At 60.9% G+C, this 16642-nt stretch carries 17 protein-coding genes, 1 tRNA gene and 1 pseudogene; 12 read left to right on the top strand and 7 right to left on the bottom strand.

Annotated elements, in window-relative coordinates:
• Window positions 1-15: 15 nt before the first annotated feature.
• The 6 genes from ACWTU8_RS25500 to ACWTU8_RS25475 all read left to right on the top strand — a co-directional run bounded on the left by ACWTU8_RS25500 (window position 16) and on the right by ACWTU8_RS25475 (window position 5880).
• Complete coding sequence (locus tag ACWTU8_RS25500; RefSeq protein WP_065011190.1) at window positions 16-354, top strand: cupin domain-containing protein; 339 nt, start codon at window positions 16-18, stop codon at window positions 352-354.
• Between the two features lie 422 nt (window positions 355-776).
• Entirely contained in the window at window positions 777-2618 is a 1842-nt protein-coding gene (gene recQ, locus ACWTU8_RS25495) for a DNA helicase RecQ (RefSeq protein WP_455850325.1), read from the top strand.
• 395 nt (window positions 2619-3013) lie between these two features.
• On the top strand, window positions 3014-4453 hold the full coding sequence (gene dgt, locus ACWTU8_RS25490) for a dGTP triphosphohydrolase (RefSeq protein ID WP_455850324.1): 1440 nt from the start codon (window positions 3014-3016) through the stop codon (window positions 4451-4453).
• Complete coding sequence (locus tag ACWTU8_RS25485) at window positions 4440-5216, top strand: hypothetical protein (protein ID WP_455850323.1); 777 nt, start codon at window positions 4440-4442, stop codon at window positions 5214-5216. The genes dgt and ACWTU8_RS25485 overlap by 14 nt, the downstream gene beginning before the upstream one ends.
• 99 nt (window positions 5217-5315) lie before the next feature.
• The gene (locus ACWTU8_RS25480) at window positions 5316-5540 is read left to right on the top strand and encodes an antitoxin MazE family protein (RefSeq protein WP_455850322.1); all 225 of its coding nucleotides are present in this window, start codon (window positions 5316-5318) and stop codon (window positions 5538-5540) included.
• The gene (locus tag ACWTU8_RS25475) at window positions 5530-5880 is read left to right on the top strand and encodes a type II toxin-antitoxin system PemK/MazF family toxin (protein WP_455850321.1); all 351 of its coding nucleotides are present in this window, start codon (window positions 5530-5532) and stop codon (window positions 5878-5880) included. The genes ACWTU8_RS25480 and ACWTU8_RS25475 overlap by 11 nt, the downstream gene beginning before the upstream one ends.
• Before the next feature lie 114 nt (window positions 5881-5994).
• On the opposite strand, the gene ACWTU8_RS25470 is transcribed toward ACWTU8_RS25475, so the two are convergent.
• Both ACWTU8_RS25470 and ACWTU8_RS25465 read right to left on the bottom strand, forming a co-directional pair.
• Window positions 5995-6318, bottom strand: a complete 324-nt coding sequence (locus ACWTU8_RS25470; protein WP_029349021.1) for a hypothetical protein — start codon at window positions 6316-6318, stop codon at window positions 5995-5997.
• A 105-nt stretch (window positions 6319-6423) separates the two neighbouring features.
• Window positions 6424-7347 carry an alpha/beta fold hydrolase gene (locus ACWTU8_RS25465; protein WP_455850320.1) on the bottom strand — a complete coding sequence of 308 codons (924 nt, stop codon included), beginning with the start codon at window positions 7345-7347 and terminating at the stop codon, window positions 6424-6426.
• A 180-nt stretch (window positions 7348-7527) separates the two neighbouring features.
• Between ACWTU8_RS25465 and ACWTU8_RS25460 the strand changes: the two genes are divergently transcribed.
• Window positions 7528-8502, top strand: a complete 975-nt coding sequence (locus ACWTU8_RS25460; RefSeq protein WP_455850392.1) for a Tim44 domain-containing protein — start codon at window positions 7528-7530, stop codon at window positions 8500-8502.
• Window positions 8503-8708: 206 nt separating this feature from the next.
• Here the strand turns inward: ACWTU8_RS25460 and ACWTU8_RS25455 are convergent.
• The 4 genes and pseudogenes from ACWTU8_RS25455 to ACWTU8_RS25440 all read right to left on the bottom strand — a co-directional run.
• Window positions 8709-9155, bottom strand: a pseudogene (locus tag ACWTU8_RS25455) (LysR substrate-binding domain-containing protein); the annotation flags it as partial.
• Between the two features lie 167 nt (window positions 9156-9322).
• Window positions 9323-9733 carry a cyclophilin-like fold protein gene (locus tag ACWTU8_RS25450; protein ID WP_455850319.1) on the bottom strand — a complete coding sequence of 137 codons (411 nt, stop codon included), beginning with the start codon at window positions 9731-9733 and terminating at the stop codon, window positions 9323-9325.
• 72 nt (window positions 9734-9805) lie between these two features.
• Window positions 9806-10924: an alpha/beta hydrolase gene (locus tag ACWTU8_RS25445; protein ID WP_455850318.1), complete on the bottom strand. Its 1119-nt coding sequence runs from the start codon at window positions 10922-10924 to the stop codon at window positions 9806-9808.
• Window positions 10925-11353: 429 nt separating this feature from the next.
• Window positions 11354-11443: transfer RNA gene (locus ACWTU8_RS25440), tRNA-Ser, on the bottom strand.
• Between the two features lie 316 nt (window positions 11444-11759).
• On the opposite strand from ACWTU8_RS25440, the gene ACWTU8_RS25435 reads away from it, so the two are divergent.
• From ACWTU8_RS25435 to ACWTU8_RS25425, 3 genes are all read left to right on the top strand, one after another.
• Window positions 11760-12413 carry a 50S ribosomal protein L21 gene (locus ACWTU8_RS25435; RefSeq protein WP_095518038.1) on the top strand — a complete coding sequence of 218 codons (654 nt, stop codon included), beginning with the start codon at window positions 11760-11762 and terminating at the stop codon, window positions 12411-12413.
• 100 nt (window positions 12414-12513) lie between these two features.
• The gene (gene rpmA / locus ACWTU8_RS25430; protein WP_023678077.1) at window positions 12514-12783 is read left to right on the top strand and encodes a 50S ribosomal protein L27; all 270 of its coding nucleotides are present in this window, start codon (window positions 12514-12516) and stop codon (window positions 12781-12783) included.
• Between the two features lie 118 nt (window positions 12784-12901).
• Complete coding sequence (locus tag ACWTU8_RS25425; protein ID WP_455850317.1) at window positions 12902-13489, top strand: GNAT family N-acetyltransferase; 588 nt, start codon at window positions 12902-12904, stop codon at window positions 13487-13489.
• Between the two features lie 10 nt (window positions 13490-13499).
• Here the strand turns inward: ACWTU8_RS25425 and ACWTU8_RS25420 are convergent, their stop codons facing one another.
• The gene (locus tag ACWTU8_RS25420) at window positions 13500-14351 is read right to left on the bottom strand and encodes an endonuclease/exonuclease/phosphatase family protein (RefSeq protein ID WP_455850316.1); all 852 of its coding nucleotides are present in this window, start codon (window positions 14349-14351) and stop codon (window positions 13500-13502) included.
• 94 nt (window positions 14352-14445) lie between these two features.
• Here ACWTU8_RS25420 and obgE point away from each other — a divergent pair, with 94 nt between their 5' ends.
• Together obgE and proB are read left to right on the top strand one after the other, a co-directional pair.
• Window positions 14446-15474, top strand: coding sequence for a GTPase ObgE (gene obgE / locus ACWTU8_RS25415; protein WP_455850315.1), 1029 nt, complete (start codon window positions 14446-14448; stop codon window positions 15472-15474).
• A gap of 2 nt (window positions 15475-15476) precedes the next feature.
• The gene (proB, locus tag ACWTU8_RS25410; RefSeq protein ID WP_455850314.1) at window positions 15477-16640 is read left to right on the top strand and encodes a glutamate 5-kinase; all 1164 of its coding nucleotides are present in this window, start codon (window positions 15477-15479) and stop codon (window positions 16638-16640) included.
• Window positions 16641-16642: the final 2 nt, after the last annotated feature.

Genomic DNA, 16642 nt, shown 5'->3' with positions numbered 1-16642 from the left:
GATGAGGATTTGGCGATGACTGGAACCAAGATATTTTCGCACGCCGGCGAGGGCGCATGGACGCCGACCCCGGATGGCAATCGCAGGCGCGTGCTGCTGCACACGGACGAACTGATGATGGTCGAGTTCGGTTTCGACAAGGGCGGTGTCGGTGCGCTGCATTCGCACCCGCATGTCCAGGCGAGCTACGTCGCCGAAGGTCGCTTCGAGGTCACCATCGACGGCAGGACCGAGATCCTGGAAACGGGGAGCAGCTTCATTGTCCCATCCAACTTGGTCCATGGCGTCAAGGCGCTCGAGGCCGGGCGCCTGGTCGACAGCTTTACGCCGCACCGCGCCGATTTCCTCGCCTGACGTTACGAGAACGAACGCAGGTCACTTACGCAGCGGCAGCTATCTTCGCAAACGAAAAGCCCGCGCCTCCGGAGAGACGCGGGCGTGTTGCCTGGGCGCTTGTGGCGCCGCGGTACTCAAAACATCACCGCAGAACCTGAACCTGCCGAATTATGATGAAGATAGGATTAACCCGGCCAGAGCCGACGCGATATTCACAGGCAAAGCGAATAGGGGCTGGAATCACGGTCCCATATCCGCCAATGAGGGAAATATTCTTTCAGACGGCGCCGACGGAGACGGGACTTGAGGGGTGATCGAGCATTCGAATCTGCGGTCAAGGCAGGCATCTGCAGATTCGCGGGGGAGCTGTGGCAGGTCACATCGCAAGTGGCCGTTCCCACGCTACCTTTTCAGGCGGCGCCGATCGTAGAAATTCCCTGATGCAGGTATCGACGGCGAGCGTCCGGGCGGAGGATCCCAAGCGGCGTGTCCTGAAGGATGTGTTCGGCTTCGATAATTTTCGTCCCGGCCAGGATGCTGTGACGGAGGCACTGCTGGCCGGGCGTCATGTGCTGGCTGTGATGCCGACCGGCGCTGGCAAATCGCTCTGCTACCAGGTCCCGGCGCTGGTCCTTGGCGGGCTCACCATTGTCGTTTCGCCGCTGGTGGCGCTGATGCAGGACCAGGTCGCCGCATTGCGCCTTGCCGGCGTGGCGGCCGATACGATCAATTCCTCGCTCGATCGCGATGCCAATGTCGCCGCATGGCGCCGTGTGGCGGCTGGCCAAACGCGCCTGCTCTATCTTGCGCCGGAGCGGCTCATGACCCCGCGGATGCTTGAGGCGCTGGCCAGGCTCGACATCCGGCTGATCGCTGTCGACGAGGCGCATTGCATCTCCCAATGGGGTCCGGCGTTCCGGCGCGAATATGAAGAGTTGTCGCTGCTGCGCGGCATCTTTCCTGATGTGCCGATCATTGCGCTGACGGCGACAGCGGACGAGACGACGCGCACCGACATCGCCGCACAGCTGTTCGCTGGCTGCGTCGAAACCCTGGTGCTGGGCTTCGACCGGCCGAACATCAAGCTTGGCATCGAGGCCAAGCGGGACGGCAAGCGTCAATTGCTGAGCTTCATGCAGCGTCATGCCGGCCGCAGCGGTATCGTCTATTGCCTGTCGCGCAAGAAGACGGAAGAGATGGCAGGGTTCCTCGACCGCAACGGCGTGCGCGCCCTGGCCTATCATGCCGGCATGAGCAAAGAGGCGCGCGAGGCCAACCAGAACAGCTTCATGACCTTGTCCGGCGTCGTGATGGTGGCGACCATCGCCTTCGGCATGGGGATCGACAAGCCTGACGTCGCCTATGTCTTCCATACCGATCTGCCGGGCAGCCTCGAAGCCTATTATCAGGAAATCGGCCGTGCTGGCCGCGACGGGCGGGCTGCCGAGGCACATATGCTCTTCGGTCTCGGCGATATCCGCATGCGGCGGCTTTTCATCGACGACGAGGACGCACCGGCGGAGCATAAAAGACGCGCGCATGGCCGGCTCGACACGCTGATCGGTTATTGCGAAACGGCCCAGTGCCGTCGCCAGATCCTGCTTGGCTACTTCGGCGAAACAGCAATGCCTTGCGGCAATTGCGACAACTGCCTTGACCAGACGCCGCAAGCGGATGGCGAGGCGGAGGCGCGGATCGTCTTCGCGGCCATCGCGCAGACCGGCGAGCGCTTTGGCGCTGCCCATATCGTCGACGTTCTGCTCGGCCATGAAACCGAGAAGGTCCTGGCCAGGAACCACCACAGGCTTGCCAGCTTCGGGACCGGTGTGGCGCACAAGAAGGATGTCTGGCTGTCCTTGGTCCGCCAACTCGTCGCGGGAGGATTTCTGACACTGGACTCAGGCGGCCATGGCGGCCTCGCCATCGCCGAAAAAGGTCGTGAGCTGGCCCGTGGCGACGTCTCGTTCCGGTATCGCGTCGAGGTGCGGAGCCGCGCGTCGCGTGGTAAGACGCGTCCCGCTGCTGCTGCTGCGGGTACGGAAGACCTGGATACCGCCCTCTTGGCCACGCTCAAGGCGGTTCGGCTGCGCCTCGCCCGGGAGCGCCAGGTGCCGGCGTTCGTGATCTTCTCCGATCGTACACTGATCGATATGGCCGAACGCTGCCCGCGCGACCTCGACGCCTTCGCCGCAGTCAATGGCGTCGGCGCCGCGAAGCTCAGGGAATTCGGTCAGATCTTCCTCGGCGCAATCGCTGCGCACCAATCCGGAGCAGCGGTGTGAAGCTCATCCAGGCAGTATTTCTCGAGGTCAAACTGCGGCCTACGGGGGATCCAGCATTCTGCCGTCTCACTCGTCATCTCGAAGAGAATCTCGATAATGTGAGTAGCCGCTCAACGGACATTTCTGGGCATGGGAATCCGAAAGACACCGTCAACGCTCTTGCAGCTACGGGAACTAGGGCTTCCGCCCCGCTGCGGCTTGCGTCTCCGAAGCCGCCTTTGACTTCGCTCTCGGCCGTGGTTTTGCTGCTTCGCGTTGTTGTTTTTCACGTTTCGGCTTGGCGCGGACGACGGCGGAGCCTCGTGGCTTTCGCGGTGTGGCGCGGCGCGTCATCAGCCTTGCGAATATCTGCGCTTTGTGCTCATTTCGTTCTCTTTTCGATAATGTGAAAAATCATGCCAAACCTTCTTAATCCTAGGCGGCTCTCTGCTGGCGCTACCTCTCCAAAGCCGGAGCCTGATGACCGCAATGAATTTGAACGCGACTATGATCGCATTCTGTTCTCGGCGCCTGTCCGCCGTCTGGCTGACAAAACGCAGGTGTTCCCTTTAGAAAAGAACGACAGCGTCCGCACGCGGCTGACTCATTCGCATGAAGTTGCCAATCTTTGCCGTTCTTTGGCTACTCAGATACTTCGGAAAAACGCGTCGGCTTTCGGCAATGCAGATGTGAAGGAGCAGGTTCCGGTCATCGCCGCGGCGGCAGGATTGGCCCACGACCTGGGCAACCCTCCTTTCGGGCACCAGGGCGAAGCAGCCATACAAAGGTGGTTCAAAAATAGACCGGGAATTTTCGAAGTCGGCAAAGACGGAACTTCACTCTCTGAGCAACAGCAACAGGACTTCCTCTTTTGGGAAGGAAACGCCCAAGCGCTGAGGCTCCTTACGCGGCTACAAGTGGCTAAAGGCAGCTTCGGGCTCGACCTGACTTATGCGACGCTGGCTGCTCTTATGAAGTATACAGTCCCGTCCACTGGGCGCAGCGAGGACAAGGGATGTCATCCAGCGCAGAAGAAGTTCGGGTACTTCCTTTCGGATCAGGCGACTGCGGAAAATATTTTGGCGGCCGTTGGGCTTGTTCCCGGCAGGCGTCATGTCCTAGCGTATCTGATGGAAGCTTGTGATGACATCGCGTATTCGGTGATCGATATAGAAGACGCAGTCAAGAAAGGTTTGGTTTCCATCAATGATGTGCTGGTGGCTGTTGAGAACGCTGGTGACGCTTTTGCAGGTATCGTAAAAGGAGTGAGGGACAAAGTCACGGAACTGCGTTCTGAGGGGCGACAGACAGCCGACATCAATGAGATAGGTTCTCAGTACTATCGAACTTTTTCGATCCACCACATGGTGAACTCGGCGGCGGAAGCGTTCTTGCGTAACAGAGACGCAATTCTAAGCGGCGATTTCCCCCGTGGATTGGTTGACGCGTCCAGCAGCTCGGCCCTCTGCAAGCAGTTAAAGAAATTCGCTTTTGAGCATGCCTACAATGCACCTTCAGTGAAGCAGTTGGAACTGCGAGGGGACAATCTTCTGCGCGGCCTGATGGACTACTTTTGGCGGGCCATTACCGAATGCAGCTTGAATAAGAAGGAGCACCCCGAACTCTGCGTCGCGCTGGACGCTCCAGAACCCACACCCTTTGGACAATTTGTCTACAGCCATATCTCCAGGAACTATGTGGGCTCGTTCAACTCAGAATTGGGAAACACGCCAACGGCAGTGCATGCTCGCTATCATCAACTGCTGCTGCTCACAGACATGGTCTCCGGTATGACAGAAAATTTCGCTATTGACCTCTATCGGAAGTTTCGAGGGGTGCACGATGGCGAAGGCTGAAAAAGTTGAGAGGCGCTTGGCTAGGCAAGCTCGGTCTCTGCTTCGCAAGCTGGCCACCAGAGAAGGGTTCGTAGCCGAAGTCTTGGAAGAGTTAGGGGAAAGTGGTCGTGTTGCTCTGATAGGCGGCGCTCTCCGGGAACTCCGCTATGCGCCTGTTCGTCACTTTCGATCCGATCTCGATTTTGTGGTCGAGGTGCGAAAGCAAGATGCATGGAAGCGTCTCGTCGAGCGGCGCTGCGCGAAACCAAACAAGTTCGGCGGATTTCGCGTTTCCTATCATCATATTGATATAGATTTTTGGGACGTGACATGCTCCTGGGCACACACCAGTGGCTACAAGGCTGTTAACAATTTGGAGGATGTTCTCGATACCACATTTTTCAACGTGGACGCTATGATCTACCTTCTGGATGAGAACAAGGTCCATGCGAAGGTAGGCACGCTGGAGGATTTGGATCGGCGCTTCTTGGACATAAACCTTTGTCCTAATCCCAATCCGCTGGGGGCGTCTGTCCGTGCTCTGCGACGGATGTACGAACTCGACATGCGGGCTTCATCAAACCTGGTACAATACATCGCCTCTCAAATCGATGCCGTGGGATGGGCCAAGATAGTGATGGTCGATCGCGCGGCATATCCTGACCGGCCATCGTTGGGTTGGATCAATGACCTCCATCCGAGAAGTGGAAGGGACTTCACGGACTTGATGCGTTGGACGGAAAATAAGATACCAAAAGTTCAACAGTTGGCCTTGCCGTTGTAAGACACGTCAGCCTCACGGAGGCGACAGTCAGCCGACCTAACCCACGAAAACACCTACTCGAGAAGTGCCTTGCGACTGAGCCTGGCGGGGAGAATCGTCATGGCCCCGGCATCGAAGCCTAAGTCCTCAGGCATGAAGGTGCGGGAACATCGTGAGCGTCTGCGCCGCCAAGGTCTGCGCCCTAGACAGATCTGGGCGCCGGACGTGCGTGCGCCGGCCTTCCGTTCGGAAACGCATCGGCAGTCGCTGGCGGTCGCGGCAAGCGCCCATGCAAGCGACGATCAGGCTTTCATCGACGCGATATCGGAAGCGGATGATGAATGAAGCGTGGCGATATCTGGACGGTCGCCGGCGGCAAGGATTACGCCGGCAAATCGCATCTGTCGTCATCATCCAGGATGACAGTCTCGATGCGACGGATTCGATCACCAACTGCGGCTTCACGACCGACGCACGGACGCGCCATTGTTCCGTCTGGCCGTCGAACCGAACGAGCGCAACGGGCTGCTCGCCGTCTGCCCCTGATGGTGGACAGATCACCACGGTCCCGAAATCAAAGATCGGCGCGAATATCGGGCGATTGGACGACGCGGACATCCTGCGCCTCAACCAGGCCGTTATCGTTTTCCTCGGCTTGGCGGTGTCGCCAAGACTGAAGCCGTGACTTTGGGGAAGGACCGAACCCACGGAGCCGTCGAGCCTCGGCTCCAATACCACGTCCCTGCGATGTTGATCATTTCCTGCCTTCGGCCTGCAGGCTCTCACCCCGGCGGCGCAATCAGCACTTGCTTCGTCTCACCGCCGCGATCGCAGCCTCCTGCTGCCGCAGCTGCTCGATTTTTGCGCTCTGGCGGGCAGTGACGGCAGAGGCGACACGCCGGGCGCCCCATAGCCAGTCCGGAATATTGCTTTTCGCGACTTTGCCCCGAGTGATCGCTGTCGCCGACATCTCCTTGGCGACTTCGCCCATGGCCACGTTGAGTTCGACGCAGCTCATCTTGTCGTATTTCGCGGCATCAAAGGATGCGTGGAAGGGCGATGCGCAACCTCCGATAAATACGAAGCTGCAAATCAGGGGCGTGGCTGCAGTGATCGCCTTCATTTTTTATCAAGCAGGTTTTGACGCCGACCGGGCGAATATCAGAGGGTTCTCGATCTCGGGCCGCGGAGCGTTCCCCAGGTTTTGCGTAACGGAAGCATGTGACCTCTACAATACTCTGTTCGACGCGTCATTCCCCCTATTATCGTCGAAGAACGTCGAGAGAGCCGCTCCGGTCTGGTGAGGGTGCTCTTCGGGAAAGAAGTGCCCGCCCGGAACAGGGCTTCCTTCAACCCTGTCGGCCCATTCTCTCCAAATAGCCAGCGGTCCGCCTTCCCTTGCATACCAGGTCTCTAGGCCGCCTTCGCTACTCCACAGTGCCAGTAGCGGGCACTCAATGCGACGACCATTTGCCTGGTCCGCCGCGTCATGCTCACGATCGATCGTGGCAGCGGCCCGATACTCTTCGCAAATCGCATGAATATGAACGGGATCGCGAAGCGCCTCGACATAGGCGTCCCTGACCTCCGTAGAGAACATTTCTGCCGGCGACCCCCACTGCACAATCGCATTGTCGACGATGGCATCCGGCGCGGCGCCTATCAGTCGCTCCGGCAGAGGCTCCGGTTGCGCAAGAAGGCTCCAGGGCCAGAAGCCGAGAGCCAGTCTGGCGTCCGCCCTATCCCACGCGGCGGCGGTGGGGATGACGTCGAGGACCGCGATCTTGGAGATTTCATCGGGGTGATCGAGCGCCAGGCGATAGGCGACCCGCCCGCCACGATCATGTCCAGCAACCATGAACTGCTTAAATCCCAGCTGTTTCATGACTTGAACCATGTCGCCGGCCATGGCGCGCTTGGCGTATGGGCTATGATCGGCAGAGGAGACCGGGCACCCGCTTTGCCCATAGCCTCGAAGATCGGCGGCGATCACCGTAAAGTCGGGCGCCAAGGCCACGGCGATATCCCTCCACATCAGATGCGTTTCGGGAAAACCATGAAGCAGCAGCAGCGGCGGACCGGTTCCGCCGACCCTTGCGAAAATGGTCGTGTCGTCCAGTTGCAAGCTGGTGGCTCTGAAACCTGCAAACACCGTTCGTCTCCTCGGTGTGCCTCAGGCGACAACGCACAAGGTGGCAGAAGGATCACGGTCGGCTGCCGTGTCTGGAGTCAAGGCGGCCCCGGAATTCTGAATATGGAGGGTGGGCCCACTGATATTTCGATCGGCGCACCCCATATGAGCGCGAAGAGTATCGCCTAGGGATTTGCCATGATGATTTCGCGTTCGAGCCGGTTTGCAGTTTTGTTTGCAGGACTGTTCCTGGCATTGTCCATGGTCACGGCCGATTACGCCGAGGCGCGGCGTGGCGGCAGCTTCGGCAGCCGCGGCACGCGCACGTTCCAGTCGGTCCCGCCGACCAGGACGGCGCCACAGCCGGCCGCGCCGGTCGAGCGCTCGATGACGCCCGCAACGAACAATGCGGCCCGCCAGACACAGGCACCCCAACGACCAGGGCTCTTCAACGGCCTCGGCGGTTCGATGATGCGCGGCCTGCTGCTCGGCGGTCTGATCGGACTTCTTTTGGGCCAAGGGTTCGGCGGCTTGGCCGGCATGTTGGGCCTGCTGCTTCAAGGGCTGCTGATCGGCGGCGCGATCATGCTGATCATCCGCTTTTTTCGGTCGCAATCGGCACGCAACCAAGCGCCCGCCATGGCCGGCGTTCCGCGGAGCATGGGGAACTTTGGGCGAAACGCGGCAGCCCAGCCTGAGGCGGACAACGTCTCATCTTTCCCCATTCCAGGCATCGGGTCAGGATTTGGCCGGACGGCTCAAGCCTCCGATGAAATTACAATGACGCAGGCCGACCTCGACATATTCCAGCAGCGGTTGACGGAGGTTCAGGAAGCATTCGGGCGCGAAGATCATGCTGGTTTGCGCCGGCTGGCGACCCCCGAGATGGTGTCGTACCTGTCCGAAGAACTTGCCGACAACGCAAAAAAGGGCATCAGGAATGATGTGTCGAATGTCAGTTTGTTGGAGGCCGACATTGCGGAGAGCTGGCGGGAAGATGATCGCGACTACGCGACAGCTGCCTTGCGCTACGAGTCTCACGACGTGATGCGCGATCGCGCCAGCGGCAAGATCGTCGCGGGCGAAGCCGATCGACCGACGGAAACAACCGAACTGTGGACCTTCACGCGCCAGAACGGTGGCGACTGGAAGCTCGCAGCAATACAGCAACCCTGACTGATGGATTAGATCTGACAGCGAGATCTGACAGCGCGGATCTGCACGCGAATTGGCGCCGGATTTGCAACCGGCTGCACTCGGACTTTCGCCAAAAAGCAGGACAGGACGGGAAGCAGGACAGGACGGGTTTCGACGCAGCCTCGGCCGTTCACGTCCTCTTGCGAGCCGTGATGTAAAGACGGTTGTCGTCGTCCTTCGTTGCGTTACTCGCGATGGCGCAGCGCATCGACCAGGGCCACGAAAGCAGGTGAGGATTGCCGGCGGCTCGGATAATAGAGATGGTAGCCATCCCAATATGGCGACCAACCTTCCGGTATCCGGGCCAGTCGATCTTTCGCGATGTGAGGAAGGGCAATTTCTTCTGGAACATAGGCGAGGCCGCGGCCGGCCAGCGCAGCGTCCAGGACATGAAAGATGTTATTGAAGACGAGCTGCCCGTCGACGCGAATTTTGATCTCGCGGCCGTTCTCCTCGAACTCCCATACAAAAAGAGCCCCGGACGTTGGAAAACGGTAGTTGATGCAATCGTGCTGCACGAGATCCTGCGGCTTCTCCGGCTCGGGATGCTCGGCAAAGTAGGACGTTTCGCCGACGACCGCGAACCGGAAATCCGGCCCGATGCGAGCGGAGATCATGTCTTTCGCAACGCGAGCAGATCGTTGACATTCTGCCGCGACACTCATGAATCCTTCACAGAGCTAGAGCCCGATTATACCGAATAAATCGAAAGCGAATTCAGAGACCTCATTTTGCGGCAGCTTATGCAATTCGCGCCGCTCGCCGTTTGGCAACCAGCTACGAGCGGGGTTGCATAGGTTCAATCGGTGCGTTCAACTCGGACAGTGACGGAACCGGGACGATCAAAGATCGAGACATCGCCAGTGACCTGCCCGAGCACGATGATGCCAGGTGCCGGGACGCGACCGCTCCGATAGTAGATCACGAAATGATCGGAACTCCACAACCCAAGCGTGCCGACGGAGAAGTCGCGCTGCCGCGCCAGTTCGGGCAAGGCGGAAGGCAGATTGCCGGTCTTTTCCTGGCGGAGATGGTCGGACATCTCGATCGTGAGCGGCAGCATCTGCGCCAGAGATTTTGCGGCTTCGTTATCGGCGAGATCGGCTGTGACCTCGCCCCAGCCGGAAGAAATGCGAATGCGCTCTTGAGCCATGGCAGGTCCAACCATTCCTAGTGCGATAACGGCAGAGCTCAGCAATGATTTCAGCATGCGGTCGCCCTCCGTATCTCCGATCTATGCTGATAGAGCCTGCTCCCTCCGGCGCAGGCTCTATCTCGCCGCTCACACGGAGAGGTGCTGATTAAAGAAGCTGGTCAGCTTGTCGAATGGGATCAAGTCCATGCGATCGTAGAGATCAACGTGCCCAGCGCCGGAAATCCACACAAGCTCCTTCGGCTCGGCCGCTCGTTTGTAAGCATCCTCGCTGAACTCGCGGGAGTGAGCCTGATCGCCCGAGATGAACAGCATCGGGCGCGGCGAGATCGTCTCGATGTCGTTGAACGGGTAGAAGTTCATGAACTTGACATTGCTGGTCAGGGTCGGATGCGTGGTGATCTGCGGGTTTGCACTTGCGGGCGTGAATTCACCCCGCCGCGTGCGGTAGAAGTCATAGAACTCCCGCTGGATGGGATGGGTGTCGGCGGTCAGCTCATGCACCGTGCCGCTGGTATATTCGACCTCGCCGCCTTCAAACTCGACCCAGCGCTGCTCGGCAGCTGCAGCAATGATCTCCTTGCGCTGCTCGACGCTCAGCGAATGATTGAGCGCGTTGCGGTTGGCGGCCCCCATGTCGTACATGCTGACGGTCGCGATGGCGCGCATCCGCGGGTCGAGCTTGGCCGCGCTGATGACGAAACTGCCGCTGCCGCAGACGCCGATAGCGCCGATGCGGCTTCTGTCGACGAATGGCCGTGTGCCCAAGAAATCGACCGCAGCGCTGAACGCCTCGGCGTAGACATCCGGCGAAACGATCTGGCGGGCCTCGCCCTCGCTCTCGCCCCAGAACGGCAGGTCGATGGACATGGCGACGAAGCCCTGTTCGGCCATCTTGGTGGCATAAAGGTTTGCGCTCTGCTCCTTCACCGCACCCATCGGATGCCCCACGACGAGCGCCGGATGGCGCGCATTGCGGTCGAGGTTGTTGGGAATGAACAGATTCCCCGCGACGTTCATCTCGTATTGGCTTTTGAAGGCAACCTTTTCGAGCGTCACCTGATCGCTGGTGTAGAAGTTGTTGGCGCCGTTTGACATGTCTTGAGCCTTTGCGAAGGGGATGTTGAAGAGCGACGCGGCACCGAGCGCGGCGACGCCGGCGCCGGTCAGCTTCAGGAGGTCACGCCGGCCAGAGTCGACACTGGACTGCGGTTCCGCCGTGCTCTCAATTCCGATCTGCTTGTTCATGCCTGTCTCCTTTGATCGTCTTGAACCGTCGCAAGCCTGCCGGGCCATGCTCATTCCGTTCGCTCACATCCTCCCATTGAGAAGCGCTGCTCTGGCGTAGCCGAGCAACGTTCCGGTCAATGCCGAGATCGGTTGCTCGGCATGTGCGCGGCAGTGTTGCGAATGTCTAAAATAGATTAGTGACGACGCCGGCGATCGATTAGGCGGCAAAATCCGCATGTCGTCATGAAGCAGATTCATCAATCGCAGATCGGGAAATCGCTTCTCCCGTCCAGCAACGCGCTGGTGATATGCGGGCGCTGCCCGAACAACGGGAGAATTCAAAGCAATTCAGGAATAGCGCCGGCGGCCGCGACGGAGCTCCCAGACGGCTATCATAATTAACAATCTGGAGAATATTGGGAAATTTGTGCGGCTATCGGCGGCTTATGGCGGAGAGGGAGGGATTCGAACCCCCGATGGGCTTGCACCCATGCCGCATTTCGAGTGCGGTGCATTCGACCACTCTGCCACCTCTCCGCGGTCATGGTCCGCCGTTGCCGGCGCGGCGCACTAGATAACGGCTGGGCGAACAGGTTACAAGGGCCAATCTGCCCGGCGAACCGGCTTCTTGTCAGGCTGCCGCCCGGCTGTCGGCGCCTGGCTTGAATGCGTTCGTGGCTCGCATGCTGGCCGCTTGCCTTGACTTGCGCCCAACCTTCGGTTAGGGACAGCGCGCAATCGGCGTGGAGGGTTCTTCCGCGCCGCTTGCTTTTTGAACCCGCAGACTGACAAAAAGACGGCCGAACCGCCTGAAGCGGTTCATCAAGGCCGACCGAACAGCGAAAGGCAAAAAATGTTCGCAGTCATCAAAACGGGCGGCAAGCAGTATCGCGTCGCCGCCAACGATCTCCTGAAGATCGAAAAAGTCGAAGGCCAGGTCGGCGATATCGTCGAGATCGGCCACGTGCTCGCGCATGGCGAGGGCGAGAATGTTACGTTCGGCGCGCCGTTCGTCGACGGCGCCTTGGTCACCGCCGAAGTCGTCGAACAGGGCAAGAACCGCACCGTCATCGCCTTCAAGAAGCGCCGTCGGCAGAATTCGCGCCGCAAGATCGGCCATCGCCAGCTTTTGACCACCGTGCGGATCGCCGAGATCCTGCTGGATGGTGCCAAGCCGACGAAGAAGGCTGCGGCCAAGACCGAGGCAAAGGCTGCTCCGAAGAAGGAAGCCAAGGCAGAGGCTGCGCCGAAGGAAACCGAAGCCAAGGCAAGCGAAACCGCGGCTCCGCTGTTCAAGGCGCCGAAAGGCGAGCCGGACGATCTGACCGTGATCAAGGGCATCGGCCCGGTTGCTGCCGGCCAGTTGAACGAGCAGGGCATCACGACCTTCGCCCAGCTCGCCAAGCTGTCCGACAAGGATGTCGCCAAGATCGACGAGCATATGCCGTTCAGCACCGACCAGATCACGGACTGGCGCGAGCAGGCCAAGGAATTGGCGAAGAAGTAAAGCGAGCCGGCGCAATCGTCGCCGGATCGGACTTGAAACGGAACGCGAACGCGTTCATAAGACCTTTTAAGCGCCCTTGCGGCGCATCGGAGTTAGTTAGATGGCACACAAGAAAGCTGGCGGTTCGTCGCGCAATGGTCGCGACTCCCATTCCAAGCGGCTCGGCGTGAAGAAGTTCGGCGGCGAAGCCGTGATTCCGGGCAACATCATCATTCGTCAGCGCGGCACGACGTGGCATCCCGGCACCAACGTCGGCATTGGCACGGATCACACGCTGTTTGCGCTCGAAGCTGGCGCAGTCACCTTCAACAAAAAAGCCAATGGCCGAACCTACGTATCGGTGAACCCGATGACGAAGGCCGCGGAGTAGCCGGTTCCGTACGAGAACACCGGCACCCATCTCGGGAACCGGTGTCTGGCCAAGCCAGGAAATGGATCAGGGGAGATGGGTTTCCATCTCCCCTTTTTCTTGTGCCTGGAGGACTGACATGGTTGCCGAAGCGGAAGACACAGACGGTGAAAGTTACGCGATAGATTGCCCGGTCCTGGTGACCGAGCGGCTGGTCCTGCGGGCGCCGAGCGAAAGCGATATCGAGCAACTGGTGGTGCTCGCCGACAACCGCCACGTCGCCGAAATGCTGGCCCGCATGCCCCACCCCTATGGCGAGGCTGAGGCACGCGCCTTCCTGGCGATGACGGCATCGCGCCGGGCCGGGATTGCCTATGCCTTAACGCTGGCCGGTACCGAAACCTTCGTCGGCTGCGCCGGCCTCAACACCACTGATCGCGGGCTGGAGCTCGGCTACTGGATCGGCGAGCCCTACTGGAAGCGCGGCTATGCGACGGAGGCCGCACATGCGCTCGTCGACCTCGCCTTTCAGAAGACGGCGATTCAGGTGCTGCATGCCTCGACGCGGGTCATCAATCCGGCCTCACGCCGGGTCATCCACAAATGCGGCTTCCAATATGCCGGCCAAGGCATGCTGAACTCGATCGTCGCCGGCCAGGTGCCGGTCGAGCGCTACCGCCTCGATCGCAGGACCTGGACGAGCCTGCGAAACTGGGTGCATTTCTGATGGACGCCGGTCAGGCCATCTCGACCCAGACCGGCAGGTGGTCCGAGCCGACCGCTTGCCGGTCGACCCAAAGGCGCTTCAGCGATTTGGCGAGCGAGGCGCTGGTGAAGACATAGTCGATGCGCTTGTAGCGGCTGGCGTCGTCAGGTCGCTTGGGGTCGATCCAGGAGACGAGATCGGCGCCTGCGGCGGCAAGGCGCAGGGCCACATCTACGGCAAGGTCGGCGGTCATGGGTATGCCGAATTCGTGATCCAGGCGGCCGGCGAGTTCGACATATTCCGGCGATCCGGCCAGCATGTTGAAGTCGCCCGTGACGACGAAGGCTTCGGGATAGGGCAGGTCCGGCAGGCCGACCTCGGCAAGCCCCGACAGCGCGCCCCCCTCGATCGCATAGTTCAACAGGCGCTGGCGCAGAAACCGGATCTGGCTGGCGCGTTCGACCGGGCTGCGATGGTCGAGATGGGTGGAATAGAAGCGGATGAAACCAAGCGGCGTCTCGATCAGCGCCTCCAGCGCGCCGCGCTGGAAATTCATCACTTCCAAACTGCGGCTGCGCGGCAAGAGGAGATTGCGCGACAGATGAACGGGCGTTTTCGACAGCACCATGTTGCCGAGCTGAAAGGTGGTGGTGAAGGCGCGGCCGTTTTCCAGGCGCGAGCCGAAATTGGCCTCGAAATTGCTGCCATAGACGGCGAAGTATTCGGGCAGCGCCTCGCCGAGCTCGGCCACCATGTCGCGGCCGCCATTGTTGGGGTTGTTGCGCGAGACCTCCTGCAGCGCGATCACGTCGGCGCCGCGCACGGCATCGGCGATGCGGCCGACATCGAAGCGGCCGTCGAGGCCGACGCCGGCCATGTTCATAAACAGCCTCGCCCTTCGCCCCGCCTTGGTTTAGAGCAGTGCCGAACGTTTTAGAGCAATGCCGCAAGGCCACTAGCAGAAACTCAGCAATCCGATGAAATTTCTCGATCAAGCCAAGGTCTACATCCGCTCCGGCGACGGCGGCGCCGGCTCGGTGTCGTTCCGGCGCGAAAAGTTCATCGAGTTCGGCGGTCCCGATGGCGGCGACGGCGGCCGCGGTGGCGATGTCTGGGTTGAGGCGGTCGATGGGCTGAACACGCTGATCGATTATCGCTATCAGCAGCATTTCAAGGCCAAGACCGGTACGCACGGGATGGGCCGTAACATGACCGGCGCCAAAGGTGCCGACGTCACGCTGAAAGTGCCGGCGGGAACGCAGATCTTTGCCGAGGACAACGAGACGCTGATTTGCGACCTGACCGTGGTCGGCCAACGCTTCCTGCTTGCCAAGGGCGGCAATGGCGGCTTCGGCAACCAGCATTTCAAGACCTCGACCAACCAGGCTCCGCGCCGCGCCAATCCCGGCCAGCCGGGCGAAGAGCTCAACATCTGGCTCAGGCTCAAGCTGATTGCCGACGCCGGCCTGGTTGGCCTTCCCAACGCCGGCAAGTCGACCTTCCTGGCCGCCGTCACCGCTGCTAAGCCGAAGATTGCCGATTATCCCTTCACTACGTTGCATCCTGGCCTCGGTGTGGCCCGCATCGATGGGCGCGAGTTCGTCATCGCCGACGTTCCCGGCCTGATCGAAGGTGCGCATGAGGGCGTCGGCATCGGCGACCGTTTCCTCGGACATGTCGAACGCACGCGCGTCCTTCTGCACCTCGTCTCCGCGCAGGAAGAAAATCCGGGGAAGGCCTACAAGACCGTGCGCACCGAACTCGACGCCTATGGCCATGGGCTGGTCGAGAAGGTCGAGATCGTAGCACTTTCCCAGGTCGACACGCTCGATGCCGACGCACGCAAGAAGAAGGTTGCTTCGCTGAAACGCGCCGCCGGCCGTGCGCCGATGCTTTTGTCCGCAGTCACCGGCGAAGGCGTCGAAGCCGTTCTGCGAGCGCTGATGGCGGTTGTGGCCGAGGCTCGCGAAGCTGTCGCCACTCCGGTCGAGACGCGCTGGAGATAGCGATGGCCGCGCAGTCGCTGAGAAAATACCGGCGCATCACCGTCAAGATCGGCTCGGCGCTGCTTGTCGACCGCACGACGGGCCTGAAGCGCGACTGGCTGGCCTCGCTTGCTGACGACATCGCCGTGCTGGCCAAAGGTGGCGCCGAGATCCTCGTCGTGTCGTCCGGCGCCATCGCGCTTGGCCGCACCATTTTAGGCCTCGGCAAGCGGGCACTGAAGCTCGAGGAGAGCCAGGCGGCGGCGGCCGTCGGGCAGATCGCGCTGGCCGGCGCCTGGTCGGATGCGCTCGGCAAGGGCGGCCTGAAATCGGGCCAGATCCTGCTGACGCTCGGCGACACCGAAGAGCGCCGCCGCTATCTCAATGCGCGGGCGACGATCTCGACGCTGCTCAAGATGAAGGCGGTGCCGGTCATCAACGAGAACGACACGGTGGCGACCTCCGAAATCCGCTATGGCGACAATGACCGGCTGGCGGCGCGCGTCGCCACCATGATGGGCGCCGATCTCTTGGTGCTGCTCTCCGACATTGACGGGCTCTACACCGCGCCGCCGGCGCGCGACCCGCAAGCCCGGTTCATTCCGGTCGTTGACCGCATCACCCCCGAGATCGAGGCAATGGCAGGTGCGGCCGCTTCTGAGCTTTCGCGCGGCGGCATGCGCACCAAGCTCGACGCCGGCAAGATTGCCACCGCCGCCGGCACCGCCATGATCATCACATCAGGTACGCGGTTGTCGTCGCTGCTGGCGATCGAGCGTGGCGAGCGGGCGACGTTCTTCCGGCCAAGCGCCAATCCGGTCAAAGGCTACAAGACGTGGATCGCCGGGCAGCTCGAACCGGCTGGCCGGCTGACCGTCGATGCCGGCGCCATCGGTGCGCTGCTGTCGGGCAAGTCGCTGTTGCCGGCCGGCGTCAAACTGGTCAGCGGCAATTTCTCGCGCGGCGACACGGTGGCGATCCTGTCGCCCGAAGGCCGCGAGATAGCGCGCGGACTGGTTGCCTACGATGCCGCCGATGCCGTAAGGATCGCAGGGTTGAAGACGGCCGAGATCGAAACGGTGCTCGGCTACGAGGCGCGATCGGCGATGATCCACCGCGACGACCTTGTGGTGAGCCATCCCGCAGACCAAGTATGGGCCGGGGACCAAGTAACCAGCGGAGGATGAGC

The sequence above is a fragment of the Mesorhizobium sp. BHbdii genome, assembly GCF_053848045.1.
Note: the sequence above shows the minus strand (reverse complement) of the source record. Positions and strands in the feature narration are given on the sequence as shown.